Source organism: Vibrio sp. 10N.286.49.B3 (assembly GCF_002873395.1).
GTDB lineage: Bacteria > Pseudomonadota > Gammaproteobacteria > Enterobacterales > Vibrionaceae > Vibrio.
This window is the reverse complement of record NZ_MCUV01000013.1, coordinates 101,159-123,394: the sequence shown is the minus strand read 5'-3', so window position 1 is coordinate 123,394 and position 22,236 is coordinate 101,159. Positions and strand designations below refer to the sequence as shown.

At 40.8% G+C, this 22,236-nt stretch carries 25 protein-coding genes; 6 read left to right on the top strand and 19 right to left on the bottom strand.

All coding sequences use genetic code 11. The annotated features are described in order from the left end of the window. Window positions 1-12: 12 nt before the first annotated feature. Window positions 13-471, top strand: a complete 459-nt coding sequence (locus tag BCU68_RS07385) for a methylglyoxal synthase (protein ID WP_102564147.1) — start codon at window positions 13-15, stop codon at window positions 469-471. An 87-nt stretch (window positions 472-558) separates the two neighbouring features. Here BCU68_RS07385 and BCU68_RS07380 read toward each other — a convergent pair whose 3' ends face one another. Continuing rightward, on the bottom strand, window positions 559-1,140 hold the full coding sequence (locus BCU68_RS07380; RefSeq protein ID WP_102564146.1) for a hypothetical protein: 582 nt from the start codon (window positions 1,138-1,140) through the stop codon (window positions 559-561). 292 nt (window positions 1,141-1,432) lie between these two features. Here BCU68_RS07380 and BCU68_RS07375 point away from each other — a divergent pair, with 292 nt between their 5' ends. Beyond that, complete coding sequence (locus BCU68_RS07375) at window positions 1,433-2,707, top strand: Nramp family divalent metal transporter (protein WP_102564145.1); 1,275 nt, start codon at window positions 1,433-1,435, stop codon at window positions 2,705-2,707. An 87-nt stretch (window positions 2,708-2,794) separates the two neighbouring features. On the opposite strand, the gene cyoE is transcribed toward BCU68_RS07375, so the two are convergent. From cyoE to BCU68_RS07355, 4 genes are read right to left on the bottom strand one after another with little or no spacing between them, the layout of a single operon-like run. Beyond that, window positions 2,795-3,700, bottom strand: coding sequence for a heme o synthase (cyoE, locus tag BCU68_RS07370; RefSeq protein WP_102564144.1), 906 nt, complete (start codon window positions 3,698-3,700; stop codon window positions 2,795-2,797). Next, window positions 3,697-4,728 (bottom strand): COX15/CtaA family protein, encoded by a 1,032-nt coding sequence (locus BCU68_RS07365; protein WP_102564143.1) that lies wholly within the window; start codon window positions 4,726-4,728, stop codon window positions 3,697-3,699. Before BCU68_RS07365 ends, cyoE begins: the two co-directional genes overlap by 4 nt. A gap of 4 nt (window positions 4,729-4,732) precedes the next feature. Beyond that, window positions 4,733-5,281 carry a hypothetical protein gene (locus BCU68_RS07360; protein WP_102564142.1) on the bottom strand — a complete coding sequence of 183 codons (549 nt, stop codon included), beginning with the start codon at window positions 5,279-5,281 and terminating at the stop codon, window positions 4,733-4,735. Between the two features lies 1 nt (window position 5,282). Beyond that, window positions 5,283-6,089, bottom strand: coding sequence for an SURF1 family protein (locus tag BCU68_RS07355; RefSeq protein ID WP_157935180.1), 807 nt, complete (start codon window positions 6,087-6,089; stop codon window positions 5,283-5,285). A gap of 1 nt (window position 6,090) precedes the next feature. Between BCU68_RS07355 and BCU68_RS07350 the strand changes: the two genes are divergently transcribed. After that, a complete protein-coding gene (locus tag BCU68_RS07350; RefSeq protein ID WP_102564209.1) occupies window positions 6,091-6,312 on the top strand; it encodes a DUF2909 domain-containing protein in 222 nt (73 codons plus the stop codon). A gap of 42 nt (window positions 6,313-6,354) precedes the next feature. Here BCU68_RS07350 and BCU68_RS07345 read toward each other — a convergent pair whose 3' ends face one another. The 7 genes from BCU68_RS07345 to BCU68_RS07315 all read right to left on the bottom strand — a co-directional run bounded on the left by BCU68_RS07345 (window position 6,355) and on the right by BCU68_RS07315 (window position 13,472). After that, window positions 6,355-7,239 carry a cytochrome c oxidase subunit 3 gene (locus BCU68_RS07345; RefSeq protein WP_102564140.1) on the bottom strand — a complete coding sequence of 295 codons (885 nt, stop codon included), beginning with the start codon at window positions 7,237-7,239 and terminating at the stop codon, window positions 6,355-6,357. Next, window positions 7,232-7,876 (bottom strand): cytochrome c oxidase assembly protein, encoded by a 645-nt coding sequence (locus tag BCU68_RS07340; RefSeq protein ID WP_102564139.1) that lies wholly within the window; start codon window positions 7,874-7,876, stop codon window positions 7,232-7,234. Before BCU68_RS07340 ends, BCU68_RS07345 begins: the two co-directional genes overlap by 8 nt. An 8-nt stretch (window positions 7,877-7,884) precedes the next feature. Next, complete coding sequence (ctaD, locus tag BCU68_RS07335) at window positions 7,885-9,489, bottom strand: cytochrome c oxidase subunit I (protein WP_102564138.1); 1,605 nt, start codon at window positions 9,487-9,489, stop codon at window positions 7,885-7,887. Next, window positions 9,489-10,667: a cytochrome c oxidase subunit II gene (coxB, locus tag BCU68_RS07330; protein ID WP_102564137.1), complete on the bottom strand. Its 1,179-nt coding sequence runs from the start codon at window positions 10,665-10,667 to the stop codon at window positions 9,489-9,491. Before coxB ends, ctaD begins: the two co-directional genes overlap by 1 nt. A gap of 220 nt (window positions 10,668-10,887) precedes the next feature. After that, window positions 10,888-11,520, bottom strand: a complete 633-nt coding sequence (locus BCU68_RS07325) for a LysE family translocator (RefSeq protein ID WP_102564136.1) — start codon at window positions 11,518-11,520, stop codon at window positions 10,888-10,890. Between the two features lie 133 nt (window positions 11,521-11,653). Next, window positions 11,654-12,268: a fumarylacetoacetate hydrolase family protein gene (locus BCU68_RS07320; RefSeq protein ID WP_102564135.1), complete on the bottom strand. Its 615-nt coding sequence runs from the start codon at window positions 12,266-12,268 to the stop codon at window positions 11,654-11,656. A gap of 163 nt (window positions 12,269-12,431) precedes the next feature. Next, complete coding sequence (locus BCU68_RS07315) at window positions 12,432-13,472, bottom strand: porin (RefSeq protein ID WP_102564134.1); 1,041 nt, start codon at window positions 13,470-13,472, stop codon at window positions 12,432-12,434. Window positions 13,473-14,353: 881 nt separating this feature from the next. Between BCU68_RS07315 and BCU68_RS07310 the strand changes: the two genes are divergently transcribed. Both BCU68_RS07310 and BCU68_RS07305 read left to right on the top strand, forming a co-directional pair. After that, window positions 14,354-15,286: a porin gene (locus BCU68_RS07310; RefSeq protein ID WP_102564133.1), complete on the top strand. Its 933-nt coding sequence runs from the start codon at window positions 14,354-14,356 to the stop codon at window positions 15,284-15,286. 229 nt (window positions 15,287-15,515) lie between these two features. Then, the gene (locus BCU68_RS07305) at window positions 15,516-16,148 is read left to right on the top strand and encodes a glutaredoxin (protein ID WP_102564132.1); all 633 of its coding nucleotides are present in this window, start codon (window positions 15,516-15,518) and stop codon (window positions 16,146-16,148) included. A 58-nt stretch (window positions 16,149-16,206) separates the two neighbouring features. Here BCU68_RS07305 and BCU68_RS07300 read toward each other — a convergent pair whose 3' ends face one another. Further along, complete coding sequence (locus BCU68_RS07300; protein ID WP_102564131.1) at window positions 16,207-16,821, bottom strand: LysE family translocator; 615 nt, start codon at window positions 16,819-16,821, stop codon at window positions 16,207-16,209. Between the two features lie 165 nt (window positions 16,822-16,986). After that, window positions 16,987-18,003, bottom strand: a complete 1,017-nt coding sequence (locus tag BCU68_RS07295; protein WP_102564130.1) for a porin — start codon at window positions 18,001-18,003, stop codon at window positions 16,987-16,989. Between the two features lie 247 nt (window positions 18,004-18,250). Between BCU68_RS07295 and BCU68_RS07290 the strand changes: the two genes are divergently transcribed. Then, complete coding sequence (locus BCU68_RS07290; RefSeq protein WP_347230765.1) at window positions 18,251-18,466, top strand: hypothetical protein; 216 nt, start codon at window positions 18,251-18,253, stop codon at window positions 18,464-18,466. 119 nt (window positions 18,467-18,585) lie between these two features. Here BCU68_RS07290 and BCU68_RS07285 read toward each other — a convergent pair whose 3' ends face one another. The 5 genes from BCU68_RS07285 to BCU68_RS07265 form a co-directional block, all read right to left on the bottom strand. Beyond that, window positions 18,586-18,936, bottom strand: a complete 351-nt coding sequence (locus tag BCU68_RS07285; RefSeq protein WP_102564128.1) for a helix-turn-helix transcriptional regulator — start codon at window positions 18,934-18,936, stop codon at window positions 18,586-18,588. Window positions 18,937-19,157: 221 nt separating this feature from the next. Beyond that, window positions 19,158-19,502, bottom strand: coding sequence for a YajD family HNH nuclease (locus tag BCU68_RS07280; RefSeq protein ID WP_102564127.1), 345 nt, complete (start codon window positions 19,500-19,502; stop codon window positions 19,158-19,160). Window positions 19,503-19,589: 87 nt separating this feature from the next. After that, window positions 19,590-20,102 (bottom strand): RNA methyltransferase, encoded by a 513-nt coding sequence (locus tag BCU68_RS07275; protein ID WP_102564126.1) that lies wholly within the window; start codon window positions 20,100-20,102, stop codon window positions 19,590-19,592. A gap of 117 nt (window positions 20,103-20,219) precedes the next feature. Further along, a complete protein-coding gene (locus BCU68_RS07270; RefSeq protein WP_102564125.1) occupies window positions 20,220-20,840 on the bottom strand; it encodes a LysE family translocator in 621 nt (206 codons plus the stop codon). Window positions 20,841-20,941: 101 nt separating this feature from the next. Further along, complete coding sequence (locus tag BCU68_RS07265) at window positions 20,942-22,228, bottom strand: DEAD/DEAH box helicase (RefSeq protein WP_102564124.1); 1,287 nt, start codon at window positions 22,226-22,228, stop codon at window positions 20,942-20,944. Window positions 22,229-22,236 lie beyond the last annotated feature (8 nt).

Here is a 22,236-nt window from a genome sequence, read left to right as displayed (position 1 = left end):
AGGAACGTCAGAATGAAAAAAACAACTCGCACCATGCCTGCTAATAAAAATATCGCACTTGTTGCTCACGATCACCATAAGCCAGAACTACTGCGCTGGGTTGAAGAAAATAAAGAAAAGCTACAAAGCCACTTTCTTTATGCAACAGGTACGACTGGAACGATGCTTAGCAAAAAAACAGGTCTTGCGATTAAAAACCTACTGAGCGGTCCAATGGGCGGAGACCAACAATTAGGTGCGCTTATTTGTGAAGGGAAAATTGATATTCTTGTTTTCTTCTGGGATCCACTGAATGCGGTTCCACATGACCCTGATGTAAAAGCATTACTACGTATCGTAAGCGTATGGAATATTCCAGTTGCAACCAACCGAGCAACGGCTAACTTCCTATTTGCGTCTTCTTTAATAAAGCAAGAATGCGTGATTGAAATTCCTGATTATGCTTCTTACCTAGCAGATAGAACAGAATAAAGACCATTTCATTGTGATCATAACCAGCAGGTCTAATCTGCTGGTTTATCTCTTATCTCTTATCTCTTATCTCTTATCTCTTATCTCTTATCTCTTAGCAGAATGAATAAAATGCAGCGTAATACCGTCCTTATTACTCTCAAAGATAACCTTGCCGATTAATACTTCATCTTTGTTTTTGAACTTTTTAGACCAAGTCAGCCTTTTTTCTTGTGTTATCGGTTGAGAGTTTAAAAATATAATCAATTCTTTATCTACATCCATTATTGTATTTTTTGACAATTTATCTTTTACATCAAATAGATGACCATTCATGGTAACCGTTTCTATCTGGTAGCCATCTCTGCGCAAACTCAACTGTAAGTTCGAATAACTTGTCATAGAAAAGTCTCGAGTCAACATAAGCTCATTAACGCTATTATTCTCTACCCATAACTGAGCAAATACCGCTGTTGTATAGTAGTTAACTTCATCACTACAAAATTGTATATCCTCATCTTCAAGTCCACAGTCAAACAAATCCGCTTGCTGCTTAATCTCGTTTAACGATAGGTGCTCATTAGTGATGAAAGATCGCAACCAGTTCGGCTCGGCAGCATAAGATAAAGTGGGAATGAAACTCATTAAACTGAGAGTCAAAAGAAGTATAACGCGTTGCTGCACTGCCATAATATCCATATTTACTATAAAAAGAGGCTAATGGTAGCTTAGTTAAAATTAACTCGCACTTTTTTTTGATAACTTTGCAGTAAATACCTTATGTAATAAAAGTAACAAATAGCATAAAAATTCAATTTAAACCTTATAGGCAGAATAATAATTTATTAGTCATGTGTGACCATTTTTTAGCTATTGCGTCCATGTTAAAAACCTGCGGAAATAGACCAAGAATAGAAAAGTACTCATTTGAATCAAAAATAGCTTTCAAGTCGCTAAAACTATACCTAAGCAAGGATTGAATATGGAAAACTCGTTACAGCAAAGCCCCGAAAAACCGACATTAGGTATTAAGCATATCATTGGTTCATTAGGTCCTGGTATTATGATGGCAGCGGCAGCTGTTGGTGGCTCTCACCTTGTCGCTTCAACAAAAGCAGGCGCCATTTATGGTTGGCAATTACTCGCGCTGATCCTTGTGGTTAATTTATTGAAATACCCTTTTTTTAGAGCCAGCGTTCAATACACAATGGGGACAGGTGAAAGTTTAATTCAAGGTTATGATAAGTTAGGTAAGCCTTATTTGTGGGTATTCACCCTATTAAGCGCTATTTCAGGGGTTGTGAACAGTGCTGCGCTACTGATTTTTAGTGCGAGTTTATTAGGCTACTTCTTACCCTTTGACCTATCACTGACCGCTTTATCATTTATCGTTTTAGCTACATGCATCACTATTCTGTTTGCTGGTCACTATAAAGCGTTAGATTCGTTAGCAAAAACCATCATGGCAGTATTAACGGTAACTACCTTAATTGCGGTTACTATCGCATTTTCTAATGGTAGTGTTGCACCTGCTGATTACCAAGCACCTTCGGTATGGTCTCTAGCGGCGATCGGATTTGTGGTGGTAACTATGGGTTGGATGCCGGCACCCATTGAAATCTCATGTTTGACGTCAATGTGGCTAAAAAGTCAGAAAAAAAAGCAAGTCGTCACGGCTCAATCTGCTTTATTTGATTTTAATGTCGGGTATATTGCTACGGCATTGTTAGCGATTGTCTTCTTAGCTCTGGGTTCATTGGTATTACATGGTTCAGGTACAGAGTTAGCCGCATCAGGTACTGGCTTTACTCACCAATTGATCAGCATCTATGCTTCAACCATTGGTGAATGGTCACGTTACCTTATTGCTGTTATCGCTTTCTTCTGTATTTTTGGTAGTACCATTACGGTTATTGATGGTTATTCTCGTGCTGTTGCCGAAGCTCAATTGTTATTACAGAAAAAACCCTTAGAGCAACCGAAATACTACCAAGCGTGGGTGATTATAACGTCAGTGCTCGCTATTTCGATTATTGCCTTTTTTACTTCATCTTTGATGCCAATGTTGAATTTTGCAATGATTATGGCCTTTGTAACCACACCAGTATTTGCTTTATTGAACTATATTCTAGTCACTAAAACCTCGCTTCCGGCATCGCTACAAATGGGAACGAAATTAAAAGCACTCTCTTTGGTTGGTCTTACTTATTTATTCGGTTTCTTAGCTATTTTCATTTGGTGGAAATGGTTAATGTAATCCCGCTATCATAGCTAGCATAAAAACCACAAAAGCCACCTTTGATGTTCAAAAGTGGCTTTCTTTGTTTAAGCGCTTAAGTCACCATTAAGTTACGATAACATAATGATCCACCAGCAAAGCCATAAACAACAGCATCAAGTGGTAGATTGAAAATTTGAATGTTTCGATTGCGCTATTTTCTTGTGCTGAGTACTTTAATCGCCACGCATGAACAATAAAGCCAAAGCTTAATACGATAGCAGATAAGAGATAAATTAAACCGCTCATACCAACAAGAACAGGCAAGATACACACAATCGCTAGCAGTATGGTGTAAAGCAGAATAGAGGTTTTGGTGTACTCAACGCCATGTGTTACCGGCAGCATAGGAATATCGGCTTTTGCATAATCATCTTTACGGTGAATCGCCAACGCCCAAAAGTGAGGTGGAGTCCAAATAAAAATGATCATCACGAGTAACCATGCATAGGAGTGCAACTCATTAGTCACAGCGGTCCAACCAAGCAGAGGTGGCATCGCTCCAGCAATACCGGCAATAACAATATTTTGTGGCGTAGCACGCTTTAAATATAAGGTATACACCACCGCATAGCCCATTAAACTTGCCAGCGTTAACCAAGCCGTCAGTGCATTAACCCACATATATAAAATAGCGAACCCTAAAATACCGATACTTGAAGCAAACCAAAACACTCGCATCGCTTGTACATCACCCGATGGCAGTGGTCTGCGATAGGTTCTTGCCATAATGCCATCAATGCGACGATCAATGAGATGGTTAAATGCTGCTGCGGATGCTGCCATCAAGCCTATTCCGCTTAACCCTAATATACTTGCCTGCCAAGGGAGTGCACCCGGCGTCGCTAGGCACATGCCCACTAACGCCGTTAACAACATAAGCGCAACCACTTTTGGCTTGGTCAAAGTCAAATAAATACGCCACGTTGACGACAAAGAAGCATTGTCAGTACAAGATACTAGTTTACTCATGTATAAACTCCTTTCGTGCATAGTTCGGGGCGAAATTGCCAAACGATATAGTTGGTATAAACAAGATTAGCTAACAACAGAGCAGCACCAATATTATGTAAAACGGCAATAGCTAGAGGCAGTTGGAAAACCACATTACTGATACCTAGCAGAATTTGAATACCTAAAAGAAATATCAGTCCGATTGCGACCCTTTTCAGGCGTACGTTATCTTGCAGTAATAATTGAGCGGCAAGCAGCATGACAATACACGCCGTAACCAGCGCACCCACTCGATGACTGACGTGGATCGTCATTCTTGCTGGATAGTCTAAAACGCCAAATTCATAACTTTCGATATTTTGATGCGACCATTGAAATGCGTTAGAAAAATCGAGGTATTGCTGCCAATCACCTTCACAAAAAGGCAGTGCGGTACACATTAACGCGGCGTAGTTAGCCGATGTCCACCCTCCTAACATGACCTGTATAATCAAAACACACAGGGCGAGCGCGGCAACAAAACGCACTAAGCTTGCTCGCCGTATTTGACTAAAAGGTTGCGCTTGAAAATTAAGCCGCTGATATAAAAGTACCAATAGCGATAATAAGCTAAAGCCACCAAGTAAATGCCCCATCACCACAATCGGCATTAATTTCATGGTGACCGTCCACATCCCTAACATCGCCTGACCTATCACTAATATCAGTAAAAACAGTGGCAATTTTTTAGGTACTTGGCGGGTAAACAGACACATCAGCGCAATCGCAAAAACACACAGCCCTAGAGCACCAGCAACATACCTATGTATCATCTCCAACCAGGCTTTATTCGGTTCTATAGTGTGATTAGGGAATAGGCGCATCGCTTGATTAATTTGCGCTTCTTGAGTTGGCACGACTAATTGCCCATAACACCCAGGCCAGTCAGGACAACCAAGCCCAGCGTCAGATAAACGAGTATAAGCCCCCAACATAATGACCGTAATGGTTAACAGAATTGTATACTTGGTTAAGGTTTTAATTCGACCAATAGAATCTGATGACATACTTCTACCCCACTCGAGAAAGCTTAATTAATTTACGCAGATCGGATAGTAGCCCCTTACTTTGTTTAACTAATATATCCTCACTCACTTTAGGGTAACGCATCACTAGTTGACCAAGCGGATCAATAATGACCGACTCAAAAGGCTTTACCTGCTGAGAAAATAAAGGAGAGTCGATAAAAACAGGGGGAGCGTAACTCGATAAAGCCGGATAAAGGCTATTTTCTTCACGGGTAAACAGTACAAGATCAACGCGTTGCTGATACTGCCCCAAAGCGGTAATACTCTGAGCTAACAGGTGAATTTGCTGCTGACAAAATTGCTGACACGATGAAGGTAAAACATAAGCCACTTGCCAACTTTGCTCCTCTCTTGGGTTACTCATCCCTAAAGAGTGATAACTCACCGTAGGCTCAATCAGTTGACCTTTATTTGTCACGCCAGATTGATACCACTGATTATCTAAAATAACCTTGGCAATCAGTGCAGGTAAAGCAAATATTAATACTAAGAGACACAGTATTGCTCGCCCTCTCCATACCTTTTTTTCCATTTTAGCTCCTTGAATGACTGCGCCCTTTGATGATTTTTCCTATCAATATCACCACCAAAACCAAAAAGACAACGGCCATAGTGAACCACTGGAAAGCATAGCCATAATGCTTGTTTGCTGTCATCGGTAAAGCTTTTTCTGGTAATGGATACAAGGGATCAACTAGGTTATCTGGCTGTAAATACACCGGTAATATATTGAGATCTAAATAGTCGGATAATTGCACTGTGTTTAGGTTTTGTATTCGTAACGGTGCCGTTTGTTCTAACATCAAATCATGGCTCATTGGGTTCTCTAATCTCGCGTACAACTTGCCAGTAAGCGTTGATAAATCCACCTCTTGTACCAATGGCAGCACACGTCGATCTTTGCCCGCAACTATAAACCCCAATTCAACCAATAAGCCATATTGAATTGATTTTATAGTGACTATTGTTAACTGATAGGCAAGGTAACCCACTTGACCTGCATAAATTTGATTATCTAAAAGATAAAGTGATTGCCCTTGCTGATCATCGTATTTCACCGTTGTCGTGGAGACTTTTCGCCCCATGATATTAAACCAATCTTCCCCACGCTTTACTGCATTACCTGACAGTTCAGAACCTAAATTAATAATAGACCCTAATGGCTGATAAGGTTGTTGATTACGCTGGCTTAATGCTGTTTCAATGGCCTGCTTTTCATCACCACGCTCCATTTGCCATAGACCTAAGTTGACCAATGCTGCAAATAACACCACAGTTAAGAGGATACCAAGGCCATTTTTAAAATATTGCCACCTATCAACCTCACCTTTAGGAGTCATTATGGCGCTTATATTCCTCTTTAAATGCGCATTAGTTTTATTTGTGCTCTTTATCATGTTCAACCTTGTAAGGGCGCTATTTCAAATGATGTCGACCAATTCCGACGGTAAATCCATGACACATTTTTTAGGCAAACGACTACTCTTCTCTACCCTTATTATCAGTCTTGTTTTTATTGCTCTTTTAATGGGTTGGATAACGCCTAACCCGCGCCCCTACTAGCGAAACCTAGAAAATAACGCCAAGAATAAACTGAACATCGCGTTAAATAACATAGACAAACAGGAACAGGCAGAGCCATACCACATCGACAAAGTGCCAATACCAACTACCTGCTTGGAAAGCAAAGTGGTTACTCGGGGAGAAGTGGTCATAGGCAATGCGCGCTAATAACACCATCAAAAAAAGTGTCCCTAGTGCCACATGCAAACCATGAAAGCCCGTCAGCATAAAGAAAGTATTACCGTAAATGCCAGACTGGAGGGTTAAGCCCATTTCTTGATACGCATGGATATACTCTTCTGCTTGGAAATATAGAAAAAACAGCGCAAGAATAATAGTGATCTCTAGCCATACAATGAGAGCAATACGCTTATTCTTTTCTAGGCTAATATGCGCAAAATGTAAGGTGACCGATGAGAGCAGTAAAATCATGGTATTTTTTAACGGTAATCCAATCCATGACATTGCTTGAGTTGAAGTACCATCTGGCGTTAAAGTTAGTGGCCAAATTGCCTCAAAACTAGGCCATAGTACTTCATGTGTCATCACATTATTATCAGCACCACCAAGCCAAGGTACAGCAAACATTCTGACATAAAATAAAGCACCGAAAAAAGCACCAAAAAACATCACTTCTGAAAAAATAAACCAGCTCATACCGTGGCGAAAAGAGCGGGAAATTTGTTCTGAATACAGTCCTGCTAATGACTCTGTAACCACATTACTTAACCAGCCAGAAAGCATATAAAGTAGAACGACAAACCCTAGCCCTAAAGTCACTTTCCCTACACTGCTACCCATGCCACCACTTTCTAAATATTGCACGGTGACACCCGCACCTACAGCGATAAGAAACAGAGCAACGGCACCAATAATAGGCCAATGACTATCACTTGGAACAAAATATCGTTCAGGCTTTTCACTCATGGTTATTTTCCTTATTCGATCGATTCTTATTCAACGTAATTGCAGGTGTTGAAGGTAGATTTGTCACTTCTTCTTTGTGGTTAACTGACTCTGTAATATTGTACAAAGTATAAGAGAGAGTCAGTGTTTGGATGGAATCAGGGAGGTTAGGCTCAATATAAAAAATCAACGGCATTTCAGCTTGCCCATTTGCGGTTAGGGGCTGCTGATTAAAACAAAAGCACTCTATTTTATTAAAATGACTCGCCGCTAATCCGGGAGAAACCGAAGGCACAGCTTGACCCACTAACGCTTGTGTAGAAAGGTTTTTAGCAATATAAGCCGTACGAATAACCTCTCCAGGATGGACATTCATCGTGGTCACTTCGGGTTCAAACCGCCATGGCAAGTTAGGTGTGATATGGGCCATGAATTCGACCTTCACCGTCCTTGAGGTATCAACGGTCAATGCATCAGGTAATACAACGGCTTGTGAATTGGTCTTACCATTAATACCTAATGCATCGCACATAATGTCATACAGAGGCACAAGTGCGAAGCCAAAGCCAAACATCAACACCACAAGCAAGCATAACCAACGTGTTAAGGATCGGTGCGATTTTTTCTCTTTATCAGAGAGTGGGCTAAATTTATCCATACTGATACCTAATCTACTTTCGGAGGAGTATCAAACGTATGGTAAGGCGCTGGACTTGGCACTGTCCATTCAAGACCTTCTGCCCTATCCCACGGTTTAGCTTCGGCTTTTTCTCCCTGCTTAACACACTTAATCACTAGGTATAAAAAGATCAGTTGAGACAAACCAAATGCAAAGCCACCGATTGAAACGATTTGATTCACATCGGCAAATTGGATGGCATAGTCTGGAATTCGCCGAGGCATGCCTGCCAAGCCTAAAAAGTGCATAGGAAAGAAGAGAATGTTAACCGAGATCACCGAGCACCAGAAATGCCATAAGCTCAATCTCTGATCGTACATATGACCCGTCCACTTCGGTAACCAATAATAGGCAGCCGCCATGATAGAGAACACAGCTCCAGTCACTAATACATAATGAAAGTGCGCAACCACAAAGTAAGTATCATGGTATTGAAAGTCAGCCGGTACAATCGCCAGCATCAGACCAGAAAGACCACCTATGGTAAAGAGGACAATAAAGGCAATCGCAAACAGCATCGGCGTTTCAAATGTCAGAGCTCCACGCCACATTGTTGCGACCCAATTAAAAACTTTAACCCCTGTAGGTACGGCAATTAACATGGTGCAATACATGAAAAACAGCTCAGCAAAGACGGGCATTCCAGTGGTAAACATGTGGTGCGCCCAAACTAAAAACGACAGTAAAGCAATGCTGCATGTCGCATAAACCATAGAGTGATAACCAAAGAGTTTCTTGCCACTAAATGCAGGGATAATTGCCGATATGATGCCAAAAGAAGGTAAAATCATGATATAGACTTCAGGGTGTCCAAAGAACCAGAAGATATGCTGGAACATCACAGGATCCCCCCCACCTGCAGCATCAAAGAAACTGGTTCCAAAGTACTTATCTGTTAACACCATGGTAACGGCACCAGCGAGTACGGGCATTACCGCAATGAGTAAGAAAGCGGTAATTAACCATGTCCAGACAAACATTGGCATCTTCATCCATGTCATACCGGGCGCACGCATATTGAAGATGGTCACAATGACGTTGATCGCCCCCATGATCGAACTGATCCCCATAATATGCACAGAAAAAACAAACAGTGCCGTACTATCGGGACCATAGGTTGTCGAAAGCGGTGCATAAAACGTCCAGCCAAAGTTTGGACCACCTGCTGGCGTAAATAACGAACCAATAAGAATAAGAAAAGCAAAAGGGAGAATCCAAAAGCTTAAGTTATTCATTCTCGGTAGTGCCATGTCTGGAGCACCAATCATCATAGGGATCATCCAGTTAGCTAGCCCCGTGAAAGCAGGCATCACCGCACCAAATACCATGACTAACCCATGAACGGTGGTCATTTGATTAAAAAAGTCTGGCTCTACAAGCTGTAACCCAGGCTGAAACAACTCAGCTCGAATCACCATTGCCATCGCACCACCAGTGAAAAACATTAATAAACTGAACCAAAGGTATAAAGTCCCAATGTCTTTATGGTTAGTTGAAAAGACCCAACGACGAAATCCACTCGGTAAAGCGTGTTGATGATCTGCACCCGTTACGGATGCTTGTGCCTCTTTATCGCTCACGGTATTTTTCATTATTCATCTTCCTGTGCATTCTTTTGCGCTTTAAATGCATTCACATCTGCAGCTTGAATCATGTCGCCAACCTCATTACCCCATGCATTCCTCTGATAAGTAATAACGGCAGCAAGCTCTTCTTCAGAAAGTTGATTCACAAACGCTTGCATTGCAGTACCTGAGCGTCCGTTGACCACCACATCTAAGTGCGCGTCTTGCTCACCTAACGCCACAACACTTCCTTTAATGGCAGGAAAAGCACCTGGAATCCCTTCACCATTCGTTTGATGACAAACAGCGCAGCGCTCTAAATAAACTTTTTCCCCTCGCTGCATCAACTCATCCATTGATAAAGATTGTGATAATGCGGCTTGTGCTTGCTGCTGTTTTTCGGCTTGCTCAAGTTTCTTATCAGTGAGCCATTTATCATATTCATCTTCAGGTAGAGCTTGAACAACGATGGGCATAAATCCATGCGCACGCCCACATAACTCTGCACACTGGCCTCGATAGACACCGGGGTGATCTATTTTGGTCCAGGCTTCATTAATAAATCCGGGGATGGTATCTTTTTTCACGGCAAAATCCGGCACCCACCAAGAGTGAATGACATCATCGGAGGTCATTAAGAAGCGAATTTTGCGGTTAATCGGAACGACTAATGGATTATCAACTTCCAATAGATAATACGCCCCTTTTTGCTCACCGCCCTCAATTTGCTGTGAACTAGTAGCTAACAAGCTATAAAATTCAATTTCTTGATCGAAGTACTCATAGTGCCACTTCCATTGTGACCCGGTAATTTTGATGGTGAGGTCCGACTGCGAGCTATCTTCCATTGCAATTAAGGTCTTAGTGGCTGGGATCGCCATAGCGATCAAAATTAAGATCGGGATGATCGTCCAAATAATTTCAACTTTGGTACTTTCATGAAAATGAGCGGCTACTGCCCCTTTTGATTGTCGATGCTTAACAATGGAGTAAAACATGACACCGAAAACAACAAAGGCAATGGCGCAACAAATATAAAAGATCAGCATATGCAGTTGATAAACCTGCTCACTAATTTGTGTCACGCCTTGGGTCATATTCAGTTTTAATTCTTCTGCGCGTGCAGGACCTGAATGACTCACGGACAATAATGACAAAAGTAGGGGTAGTAAACTTTTCAAAGCTCTCTCCTTTATTCCGCACATCCACGCAAACCCTTTGTTACATTTGTGTTAACAAAGGCTAGTTGTTGGATGCAAAATGTTCAAGGGATCACGTATAAGAGAGCGGTATAAAAAATGATGAAGGTAAAATAGGAAGTGAGTAAGAAAGATAATAGAAGGTAAAAACAAATAAAAGCAGCCAGTTTATCAACGCTTTTTAATCAGCGTAACGATACCGACTACTTTATTATAGTGTACTGTTTTAACTGAAAAATGAGCTCAACATCCAAATTGAAAGCAGGACAAAAATGCCACCCATAAATTTATGTTGATAGGTTCTAAACTGAACATTATCAACGAGTGACTTGCCTAAAGAACCAACAAGCGCTACGAGGATAAAGTTAAATAACAAACCTAACACATTTAACATTAAACCCAGCACTAACATCTGTTCGCCAGAGGTTGCCGCTATATTGGTCGACACAAATTGCGGCAAGAACATCACAAAAAAGACTAATGCTTTTGGGTTGAGTAAGTTACTGATTAAGGCGCGTTGATAAAATCGACTGGCCATAGCAGAGGTGTCATTGAGCTCTGGCGCTTCTTCTGCCTGGGCGCGTAAACAGTCCCAACCCATTTTCAATAAGTAGCCACCGCCGAGTAAGTGCAATGCTTTCAACGCCAATGGACTCATCGCAATCAAGGCTGAAACACCTAATGCCGCTAATAGCGTTAAGATAATTCCTGACGTCGCATTACCAAGGCTAGCAAAAATACCCACTTTGCGCCCATAACTAATGCTTGAGCTAGCAATGAGCAGCATATCTGGACCAGGTAAAAGGAGTAAAGCGACCACGGCGGTCAAATAAACAGGTAAAATGGAGAGATCGATCATAACACTACAGCACTTAGAGAAAAACGAAGGATAATATACTAGCGATATTAACAAATCCACTCGTTATTCTCTATCTTCTTTAGCAATCAAGCTATATAAAGCTACTTAAATGCCACTAATGCCATTCATTCAACTATTTAGCCTGCCACTCTATCTCAATCAATGTTTTATCCGCGCACTTTAAGCGACCTAAAAAGATATCACCACGATGCACTTCACCCACCCCTTTTGGCGTACCTGTCATGATCACATCACCATCGCATAGTGTGGTATAGGTGGCTAACTCATCTAGAATCTGCTGGGGAGAGTAAATCATTTGTTCAATATGACCACATTGTACTCTGACACAGTTAATAAATAGCTCTAAGTTCAGTTGTGATATATCAAGGTTATCAAGAGTGATGAAACGACTTAGCACAGCAGAACCATCAAACGCTTTCGCTCGCTCCCAAGGAAGCCCTTTCGCTTTTAATTCACTTTGTAATTGACGTTTAGTGAGATCTAACCCTAATCCAACGGCAGTTAACTGCCCGCCTTCAACGACAAAGCAAATTTCCGCTTCATAATGCAGCGGTTGTTGATGATAAGCCAATAATGACTCTGAGATAGAAGTGTGAGGTTTATTAAACAGCACCATACGATCGGGAATGGCATTATTAAGCTCTTTAATATGATCGAGATAGTTACGTCCTACACAGACGATTTTACTGGGAGTGAGTGGTCGATTATCAACACGAATTACCGTCATTAGCCAATCCTTGGTTTTAACAAAACAAAGCCGCTATTTTACCTGAATTAAACGTCAATATGATGAAATTCACAGGGTTAAGATCAAAAAACCCACTCTATGAGTGGGTTTTAGCATTCGGTAATTATCTAACGCCTGAGTATTAACTCAAACCATCAAACAATTATAGGTAGAAACGGCCACCGACCATCCAAGAGTTGTCGCTAGATTCTTTGTAATCGCCAGAACCTTGGTGATCGAATTGGTAACCAGCAAAGCCAACAAACTTAGGTGTGAAGTTGTATTCAGCTTGTAGTGCTGTTTTAGCGAATACAGTTTCATCGCTATCGTTATCAACTACAGATTCGAAGTGAACGCTTAAGTTAACACCGTTAACAACGTAAGCAGCTAGAGCTTCGTAGCCCGTTGTATCTTTAAGAGCTTCATCAGAATAAACGTTCATGTAGTCGTTCATTGCGATCACAGCAGAAACGTATACGTTATCTTCTTGACCGTAAGAGCCGTAAGAAGCACTTACTAGGTTAGATTGTGCTGTAACAGAACCACCAGAAACGTTTTGGTAATTAACATCACCAGTGTTGAATGCGTAGTTTACAGAGAAATCAGCAATGTAGTAGTTCAGTGCGATTTGAGCACGGTCACCGTACGATTCTACAATTGTCTTATCTTCTTTAATATTAGCATCACCTTGCCATGCAAGTGCGTATGCTAGTTCGCCCGCTTCACCAAAAGATTGTGCATTGCTGTAAGAAACCATTTTATCGCCACGACCAGTACCTAGTTTACCAGCATTGTCGTAGATGAAGTTGTTAGCGTAAGCGATTGGTAGATCGGCAACACCAGCTGCATTGTAGTAAGGTGCCCACTGAGTACCAACAACAACGCGACCTAGATCTTCATGAGTAGCGCCAACGTAACCTAGACGAGTAGATAGTGCGTTATCGCCGCCCTCTAGCATGTTGATGCTCCACTCTGCGCGAGTATCAACTGTGATTTGGTCGTTTACTTGGTGCGTAGCATTGATGTTCACACGTGGAGAAACAGCAGTAACTGAAGCATCTGCGCTTTCAGAAGCAGTTAGTGCGCCAGTTAGGTGACCACCAATAGAGAAAGTGTTGCCGTCTTGGTTGTAAAGTTCAACAGCAGAAACTTGAGTACCAAATGCAGCTGCAGAAATAGCTAGAGCTAATAAATTCTTGTTCATTATATTATCCATAATAGAGCGGTGTTGTGTGTGCTATTAAACAAGGTGGCAAATCAAACAATGAGTTGCTAATAAAAGATAGAGACCATAACGAAACGGCATACCTAAAAAGTTGTGTTGTCACGCCTGCTTAACAAGTGATTCAAACTGTAATCCACTAAGTCGAAAAAGTTGCATAAAAAAATATAAAACATCACAAAAACGCAATATAAAAACATTAAACCATAATAATCAGATGCTTATATTTTTATAAATCTTATAAAAACCATCTCATTTAGCTTTATTTTTAGTTAATTGATAGAACAAAACACTGTAAAATACATATAAATGCATTAAATTGGCATTAATAAAATAATTACCGGTTAAAGTGGTTAAATTACAATCAGATAATTTGATATGCATGTCGTTTATTGTAAATTTTTATTTACATCACAAATGAGCGACAGGTGAACAATTTCATTGAATATCTATTCTCTATTCTCTATTCTCTATTCTCTATTCTCTATTCTCTATTCTCTATTCATAGGATAAGCAAAAAAGAAAACATACCTATCTATTATTATGCTGTCCCACTTTTATCTTTTCTTTGAATAGGGAGCACTTCCCTCTCCTCTCGCACTATCACCACTTTCTTCCCTTTTTATCTCATTCTTTCTATGAGTAGACAAATTCAATGGTTACCATATATATGTTTCCAAGCTCGAATAACAATACTATATAGATCACATCTTTCTGTTTTAGTTAAATAAAACTGAAATATAATCAACACGTAAGTGTCACAAAACAGCCACGAATCCGTCATTTAACTCGGTTAACTTATATCTCAAGCAAACAAAGAGCATGAAGCTCACATTTTTGAATTAAATTAGGATATAAGAAAAATGAAAAAAGCAGTGATTTCAACCGCAATTCTAGCCGCTCTAGTATCTGGCTCATCTCTTGCTGCAACGGTTTATAGCAATGACGGTACTGAGTTAAAAATTGGTGGTCGTGTTGAATTCCGTGGTGATTTCGGTGATGCTTCTGACGGCACTATGGCAGATAAAACTCGCTCTCGTCTAAACGTTGGCGGTACGACACAAATCGCTGATGGTCTTTCTGCATTTGGTTTCTACGAAGCTGAGCACTCTTCTGGTTCTAAAGAGTTCTCTAACCGTTACATCTACGCTGGTCTTGACACAAACGTTGGTGCATTCTCTGCAGGTAAACAGAACACAGCTGCTGTTCAAATTTCTGACATGACGGATATCACTGAATTCTCTGGTGGCCAACAAGTAATTGCTGCCGGCTCTGATAAGCAAGATGGTACTTTTGCCTACCGCGGCAACTTTGCTGACCTATCTCTAGAAGTTTCTTACCTAGCAAGCGATGAGAAAGACGCTGACGGTTACGGTATCTCTGGTCTTTACGCAATGCCATTTGGTCTTGATATCGGTCTAGCTTACTCTGCTGATGATGAACAGAATCAATTTCTTGGTGCTGTAGGTTACTCTATTGATAACCTATACATTGCCGCTTCTTACTCTTTCGGTGAGACGTTCTCTGAAAATGCAAATGACGATTATGAATTAACAGATTTCACTTCACTAGAATTAGCAGCTCAGTACAAAATTACTAGCCAATTCCGTATTACAGCACTTTATGGTCTAGCTGATGCTGAATTTGCAGATGGTAAAACAGATACTACGGATTTCTTTGAGCTAGGCGCTCGTTACGATTTTGCTAAGAGCTTCCGTATCTACACTGCTATTGAGTTCGACCAACTTGGCGACGAAGACACGACTGTTCGTCTAGGTGCTCGTTACGATTTCTAATCGTTGAACCTCTAGTTAAATATTGTCCATGATTCAAACCGAGAGATCTCATCACTCGGTTTTTTTGGTTTTTGTACACTGCATTCCTAAATACTATTCACTCCTAAGTTCTACTCAATAAATAATCTCTCTATTTCTCGTCTATTTATAAAAAAAACGATTACACTGAAAGATATACCAAAGGACTTCGTTCTTATTATCTATAAGCGATAAATATAAGGATACTGCTATGTCTCATTCTACATCACCAAAAACAATCAAGATGACACTCTACCGCTGGGGCGGAAGTTGGGGTCCGTTCAAAGTGACCATTCCCTGTGGTGAATGCACCTTAACCAAAGATATCCTCCAAGACACCTTTGAGAATGAGTTAAATGGCATCCCTGTTGAGCTTGAAGTTAAAGATTGGTTATCACACTGGTGGGAACCGCTGAAGATGGGTGCTTGGCATGCCCCTATTTTGGTCGTAGAAGGCAAAGTTATTAGCCAAGGTGAAGCATTAAATCGCGGTGTTTTGGTTCAATCGGTAGTAAAAGAGTGGACTAAGCACGATACCTTAAAAGGCAATATTGTCTATGGTAAAGCCACTTGCCCTTATTGTGTGAAAGCTAAGGCAATGCTCGATGAGGCTGGCGTAGATTATCAATATTTCGATGTGGTTAAAGACAGCGCTGCACTTTATCGCATGATCCCAGAAGTCAAAGCCATTATTGGTGAGAAGACCCCTGTGACGGTTCCGCAAATTTGGCTCAATGGTCAATATGTCGGAGGGGCTGATAACCTTGCCGATTGGGTAAAAGACAATAAGTTAGACCAAATCCCTGATAATGTCGTTGATTTAGCCAACCAATCCGCTGGCTAAATGTACTAAACAGATATCAAAGCCTCAATATCCATCATTATGAATATTGAGGCTTTGTCTATAGCATCCATAGCACTCGTATCGCCAGTGCAATTAATACCACACCGGATAATTGGTCGATTATTTTTGCCTTTGTTCTTAATTTTTCCAATATTTTCGGGCGCGATAGCATGATAGTGATGAGTGTATACCAGAGCCCATCCACCAGCCAAGGTGTGGAAACAATCAATAATTGGCTCAAAATATCATTTCCAGCGCTAACAAACTGACTAAATAGTGCAATAAAGAAGATCGCAATTTTCGGGCTAAGCAGTGAAATAAGAAAACCTTCACGCGCCGATTGCCAAATACTAACGCTTTCTCCCGATTCTAGCTTGGCCGCAACCCCACCTTTTGAGCGTAAAGCACCGTAGCCTAAATAGGCGAGATACAATGCACCAGCAATACTGATCCCCTTAAATAGCATCGGAGATTGCTGTAATACGACGGCTAGACCAATAATGGTTATAAAAGCATAAATACCAATACCACATGCATGTGCCCATGCGGCAGCTAAACCATTGGCTCGACCGCCCGCTAACGTATGTTTTGCCACCATTGCTAAGCTTGGCCCCGGTGACATCGCCCCCAGTAGACAGACCGCTAACAATGATAACCAAATAGAAAAAGTCATAATTACTCCTTGTTTTAACTAACAATAACAAGTAATTAGTTTGTTTTCTTTCTATTTTTTCGTTGAACGCTTATTAATAGTAAACTCGATACTTATATGTAAAAAATTGTGCATAAAAAATGCCCTACTAATAGTAGGGCATGGTTTTTATTTCGTGCTTAGAAACTAGAAAGCATAGCGCATCCCTAGCATCAACTCATCTTCGTCATTATCACCAACGCCACCCTCACCTTCATCCAGTAAGTTAAATTTATAACTGCCATAGAAAGCGACGTTACTTATATACCGAGCATACTCGACGCCAATAAAGTTAATATCAAGATCAGCTATATCATCGGCTGAAAAATAGCTGTAGGTTAAGTTAACCGTATTATCATTAAATGAATAACCAAGATAGGCATCTGCAGCATTATAGTCAGAGTCACTCACCCCTTTAGCTGAAATACTACCTCCTTGGTAAGTTGCAGCTAACCAGACACCGTCATCATTGGTGTATTTGGCACCAACTAGAAGTGAGTCCGATTTATCGGTATCTGTACCAACGCCATAGGTTTCATCACTCGCAGCATAGCCAATGCCCACTTCGACACCGACTGGGAAAAGGTAAGCAAGTACGACCCCATAACCGTCACTTTGATCGGCTTCACTTTCGGAATTAAAATTGCCATCAAGCTGAAAGGTTAAGCCGTAGTCGGTAGTGACGGCATAACGTAATACATTTTTAGCTCTATCGGCTGTCGATATCGTGTATTCGTTAATATAACCACTGTAGACTTCCGCCATATCAGTCCAGTTGGTTAAATACGTTACCGCATTATCTTGGTGACCGTAATAAATATTACCATGCGTAGTTTCAACCCCTGCGTATAAAAATCGCGTATTGATGCCAACATCATCGCCTGAGTTATCTTCTGCCTCGGTCAGTTCAAACTCATATTTACCAAAAAATGCGACATCACTGGTAAATTGCTGCGTACCATCCACACTGAGACGTACTCGCGATTTATCTTGATAAGAACTGCTATTGCCGGGATCTTTGTTCGCATCGGAGAAGTTTCCTCGCACTTCTGCTCGTCCGCCAATATTAAAAATGGTATCACCATCTTGATAAACCGTTGCTGCTGAGGCCGTCATGCTTGCAACTATACTTGCCACTGTTATGGCTATGAATTTAATTTTCATTTTTATGCCTTCTATTATCTGTCCATAGTTAATGGTTATATGGATAACCCTATAAAGCATAGACAACGATAAGCTTAAGTAATAGCTCCACAACCAAAGATACAAATAAGGAATGTTATTTTTGCTTTCTCTACTCACAATACTGGTTAAATTTACTTCACATTGACTGTAAAAATTTGACGCAGTCGAGATTCACACCTACTTTTAGTACACTTATTAACCGAATGAGCAGCTAGCAATGAAAAGAATGAACCCATCTTACAGACTCCAAATCATCAAAGAAGTCGCACTAAAAAATCAAAAAACAGCAACAGAGCAAGATCCAATGGCGGATTACATTTCTCGTTTATTAGAAGCCAGAGAGAATGGTGAACAAGTAGTAGAGCAGAAACAGCACTTTGGTGGGTGTCATTTTAATGAAGATATTGGCGGATGGGTCAGTAATTTTTGGGACAACAAATAACCTTTAAACTATCCAATAATGTTAGACAAAGTAAATAAGTAAATAAGTAAATAAGTAAATAAGTAAATAACAATATAGCAAGGCGAACTATTTTCTGTTCGCCGCTATTTTTTCATCATTTAGTGCTGCACTGCATGAACGTATTCTATGATCACTTGGTTTCCTTCAATATAGACATGCTCAATCTGCCCATCAATAACCACTCTATTTTGCAATCTCACCATACTTGGCATGTGTACACCAGTCTGCTTAAGCGATGGTAAGTAATGCTGAGGTTCAACTTTAAGTAAGCGACAAAACTGAGAAACAAAAGGCATTGTTAAAGGTGCTGAACCTCGTATCAGATCGGAAAACTCCACCTGCGTTAGCCCTAGACGCTTCGCCATCGCCATTTGTGTCATACGCATCTTGGCTTTTTGTGACATCCAAAGATCATGAATTGCAACTCTATCTTGCTCGACTAACTCCATTTTACACACCACTCTGCTTGAATCATTAATTGCCAATATTTTGACTAACTCATCACTTAGTCATGTCAATTTTACGTAATTTGATGTCATAGAAGTGTGATGCTTGTTCCATAGATCACAGTTGTGTTGCTACTAAGCCGTGAAAAGTGATCGCGTAATAAAAAAGCAGCCAGAGGGCTGCTTTTAGTCGACACTTAATAATATCAATCGTAATAACACGATTATTTTTTCAGCATTTTCGCTAAATCGGCAAATGGATTATAAGTCGCACTCTCATGATCATCTTGCCCAGGGACAACTTCCGTACCATAGCGATCATGGTCCGTGTATTTACTGTGCTCGTGATCGTGACAATAGAGACAAAGTAGCTCCCAGTTGCTGCCATCTTCAGGGTTATTTGTGTGATCGCTGTCTTTATGATGCACTGTTAGCTCACGCAAGTTTGAATACTCAAATTCACGAGCACAGTTACCACAAACCCAAGGGTATAATTTTAATGCTTTATCTCTATAACCCTTCTCTTGACGGGCATAAGCAGCACTTGTTCCAAAAAAATCAGATGACATCGGATAACCTATCTATTAACTATTCCAATCAAAATACCTTAGCATAATAATCAGCTAACCGACTATCAGCAAGTACTAGACCCTCACCTATTTCGCTTTAATCACTAAATGGTTACGGTTATCACGACTTTTGCGGATCAACTCATCACCTTCTACACGTTGAGAAGATTTTGCTAGGCGATCATAAAGCAATACGTTGACGGTCGCGGCTAAATTCATACAACCAATCGTTGGTACATAGACCACATGATCCGCACGATCAGCTACATCTTGGCTAATTGATCCATCTTCTGGACCAAAAACATACAAGGCTTTTTCTGGGTGTACAAAATCTGGTAATGGTGTCGCACCTTCAGCAAGCTCAACACAAACGACCTTCATATCTTCTGCTAAGTCTTCCAATACATTCTCAACACTCGTTAACGGGATCGTTTTTGCTGCCCCTTGAGTATCAGTGTGAAATTTGGCTGCCTTAGCGTAACGCTTACCGGTATATAAAATATTATTGGCTTGGTAGCAACCTGCGGCGCGCATAACAGCACCAACATTGGTTGGACATTTAGGGTTAATTAAACCAATAGTGACATGAGTTGTTTGCATTTTGTTTCTCTAAATTTAAAGCGTAAACATCGTGAGTACTATCGATAGAACTCATAATACAGCCGCGCATCTTAACAAACCGTTGCCGATGAAGAAAGATACGTTTAACGCTGACTATTAACCGACAAATAACCAGACAGCGACCCCGACCATTAAAGAGCCTGAAATTCGATTCATTAAGCGGACATTTTCACTATGACCTAATAGCTTTTTCAAGCCCTTACCACCGCCCGCATAAAGAGACATACAAATAAACTCGGAGGCTAAAATAATCAGCACAAGAACAGGCAACTGTGGAAACATAGGATAATTACTATCAATGAAAGGAGGCAGAAGCGATATCATAAACGCCCAGCCTTTCGGATTTGCTATCGCAGTAACAAACCCTTGCACAACTAACCCCCAATCATTGCTAGCTTTTATCGCTGTCGGCTCAGCGCTAATTGCCAACTTACCTTTTGAGCGCCACATTTGAATGCCTAAGTAAGCAAGGTAGCTCGCACCGACGAATTTAAATACCATAAATAACCAAGGGTAATTAAGCATAATAGCAGCGATACCTAAGACGGCAGAAACGGCTACCACTGCAACACCGGCTAACTCACCGATCATCATCCATAAAGTACGTTTATAGCCAATGCTCATCCCTAAGGTTAAGGCTAATGTCATACACATCCCTGGCGTTATAGAGACAAAGAAAAAGGTTGGGATAAACGCCCAAAGCATTGCACTATTCATAAATTATAAAAGTCCTTTCTATTAATAAAAAAGGCTACCGTCATATCTGGTAGCCTTTCGTCAATTGCTATGATGCATAGCTCTGCGTGTATTCTTTATCGTTATTTACGACGACTCTTAATACGCTGCATCATCGCTAAACGACGTTCAGCTGAAGCTTGATCCGGTTTTACTTCATCCGCATTATTACGGCGACCTTGGCGATTTTTATAAGCCGATTTAGTGTTCATACGCTCAACATAAGCATCGCGGTTTTTTGGTTCATAGCCAGGCTGCTCTACACGGCGAATACGTTGTTGAATAAGCGTTTCAACTTGAACCACCGTTAGCTCTTCTTCTCGGTTAACAAAAGAAACAGCATGACCACGCTTACCAGCACGACCTGTACGACCAATTCGGTGTACATAATCTTCCGCTAAGAAAGGCATGTCATAGTTAATAACATAAGGAAGATCAGCAATATCCAAACCACGAGCGGCGACATCTGTTGCAACCATAACACGAGCTTTGCCTTCTTTAAACTCATCAAGTGCACGACGGCGAGCACTTTGCGCTTTATCACCGTGACACAATACCGCTTTTATACCGTCTAATTTAAGCTCTTTTACTACATCATTCGCCGTTTCTTTATAGTTCACAAAAACCAAGACTTGTTGCCAGTTTTTGCGACCAATAAGTTCAGATAGCAACTCTGTTTTACGCTCTTGATCAACAGGGTAAATTACATGCGCTACCGTGTTCGCAGTCATGTTCTCACGATCAATCGTAATACGCTTTGGCTTACGTAGAATATCCACCGCTAATTGGTTCATCTGCGCAGATGTTGTCGCCGAGAACATCATGATTTGTGGCGCTGATTCCACATCTAGCATAATTTTACGGATAGGGTTAATAAAGCCCATATCGAGCATACGGTCAGATTCATCAAAGACTAAAAATTCCAATTGGCTAATTGAAACATTGCCTTCTTCTAAGTGCTCTTCTAAACGACCAGGAGTCGCAACAAGCACATCAACACCTTGATCTAACTGACGAACTTGTGATGACATTTTATTACCGCCGTAAATAGCAGCAACCGTCAATGATGTGTACTTAGTGTAATCTTTAATATTTTGCGCAATTTGAGCCGCTAATTCACGAGTTGGTGCAAGAATTAACGCTCTCGCGGTAGCACGAGATGGCTTTTTACCACTATCTAATAAATGCTGGATAACTGGCAATGAGAATGCCGCTGTTTTTCCCGTTCCGGTTTGCGCCGTCGCAAGAATATCGTGTCCTTTACGTGCTAAAGGAATAGCTTTTTGTTGAATTGGTGTGAGTTTTTCATAACCACACTCAGTTAATGCTTTAACGATTTCAGGAGCAAAACCTTGAGATGAGAATGACATAGAACAGA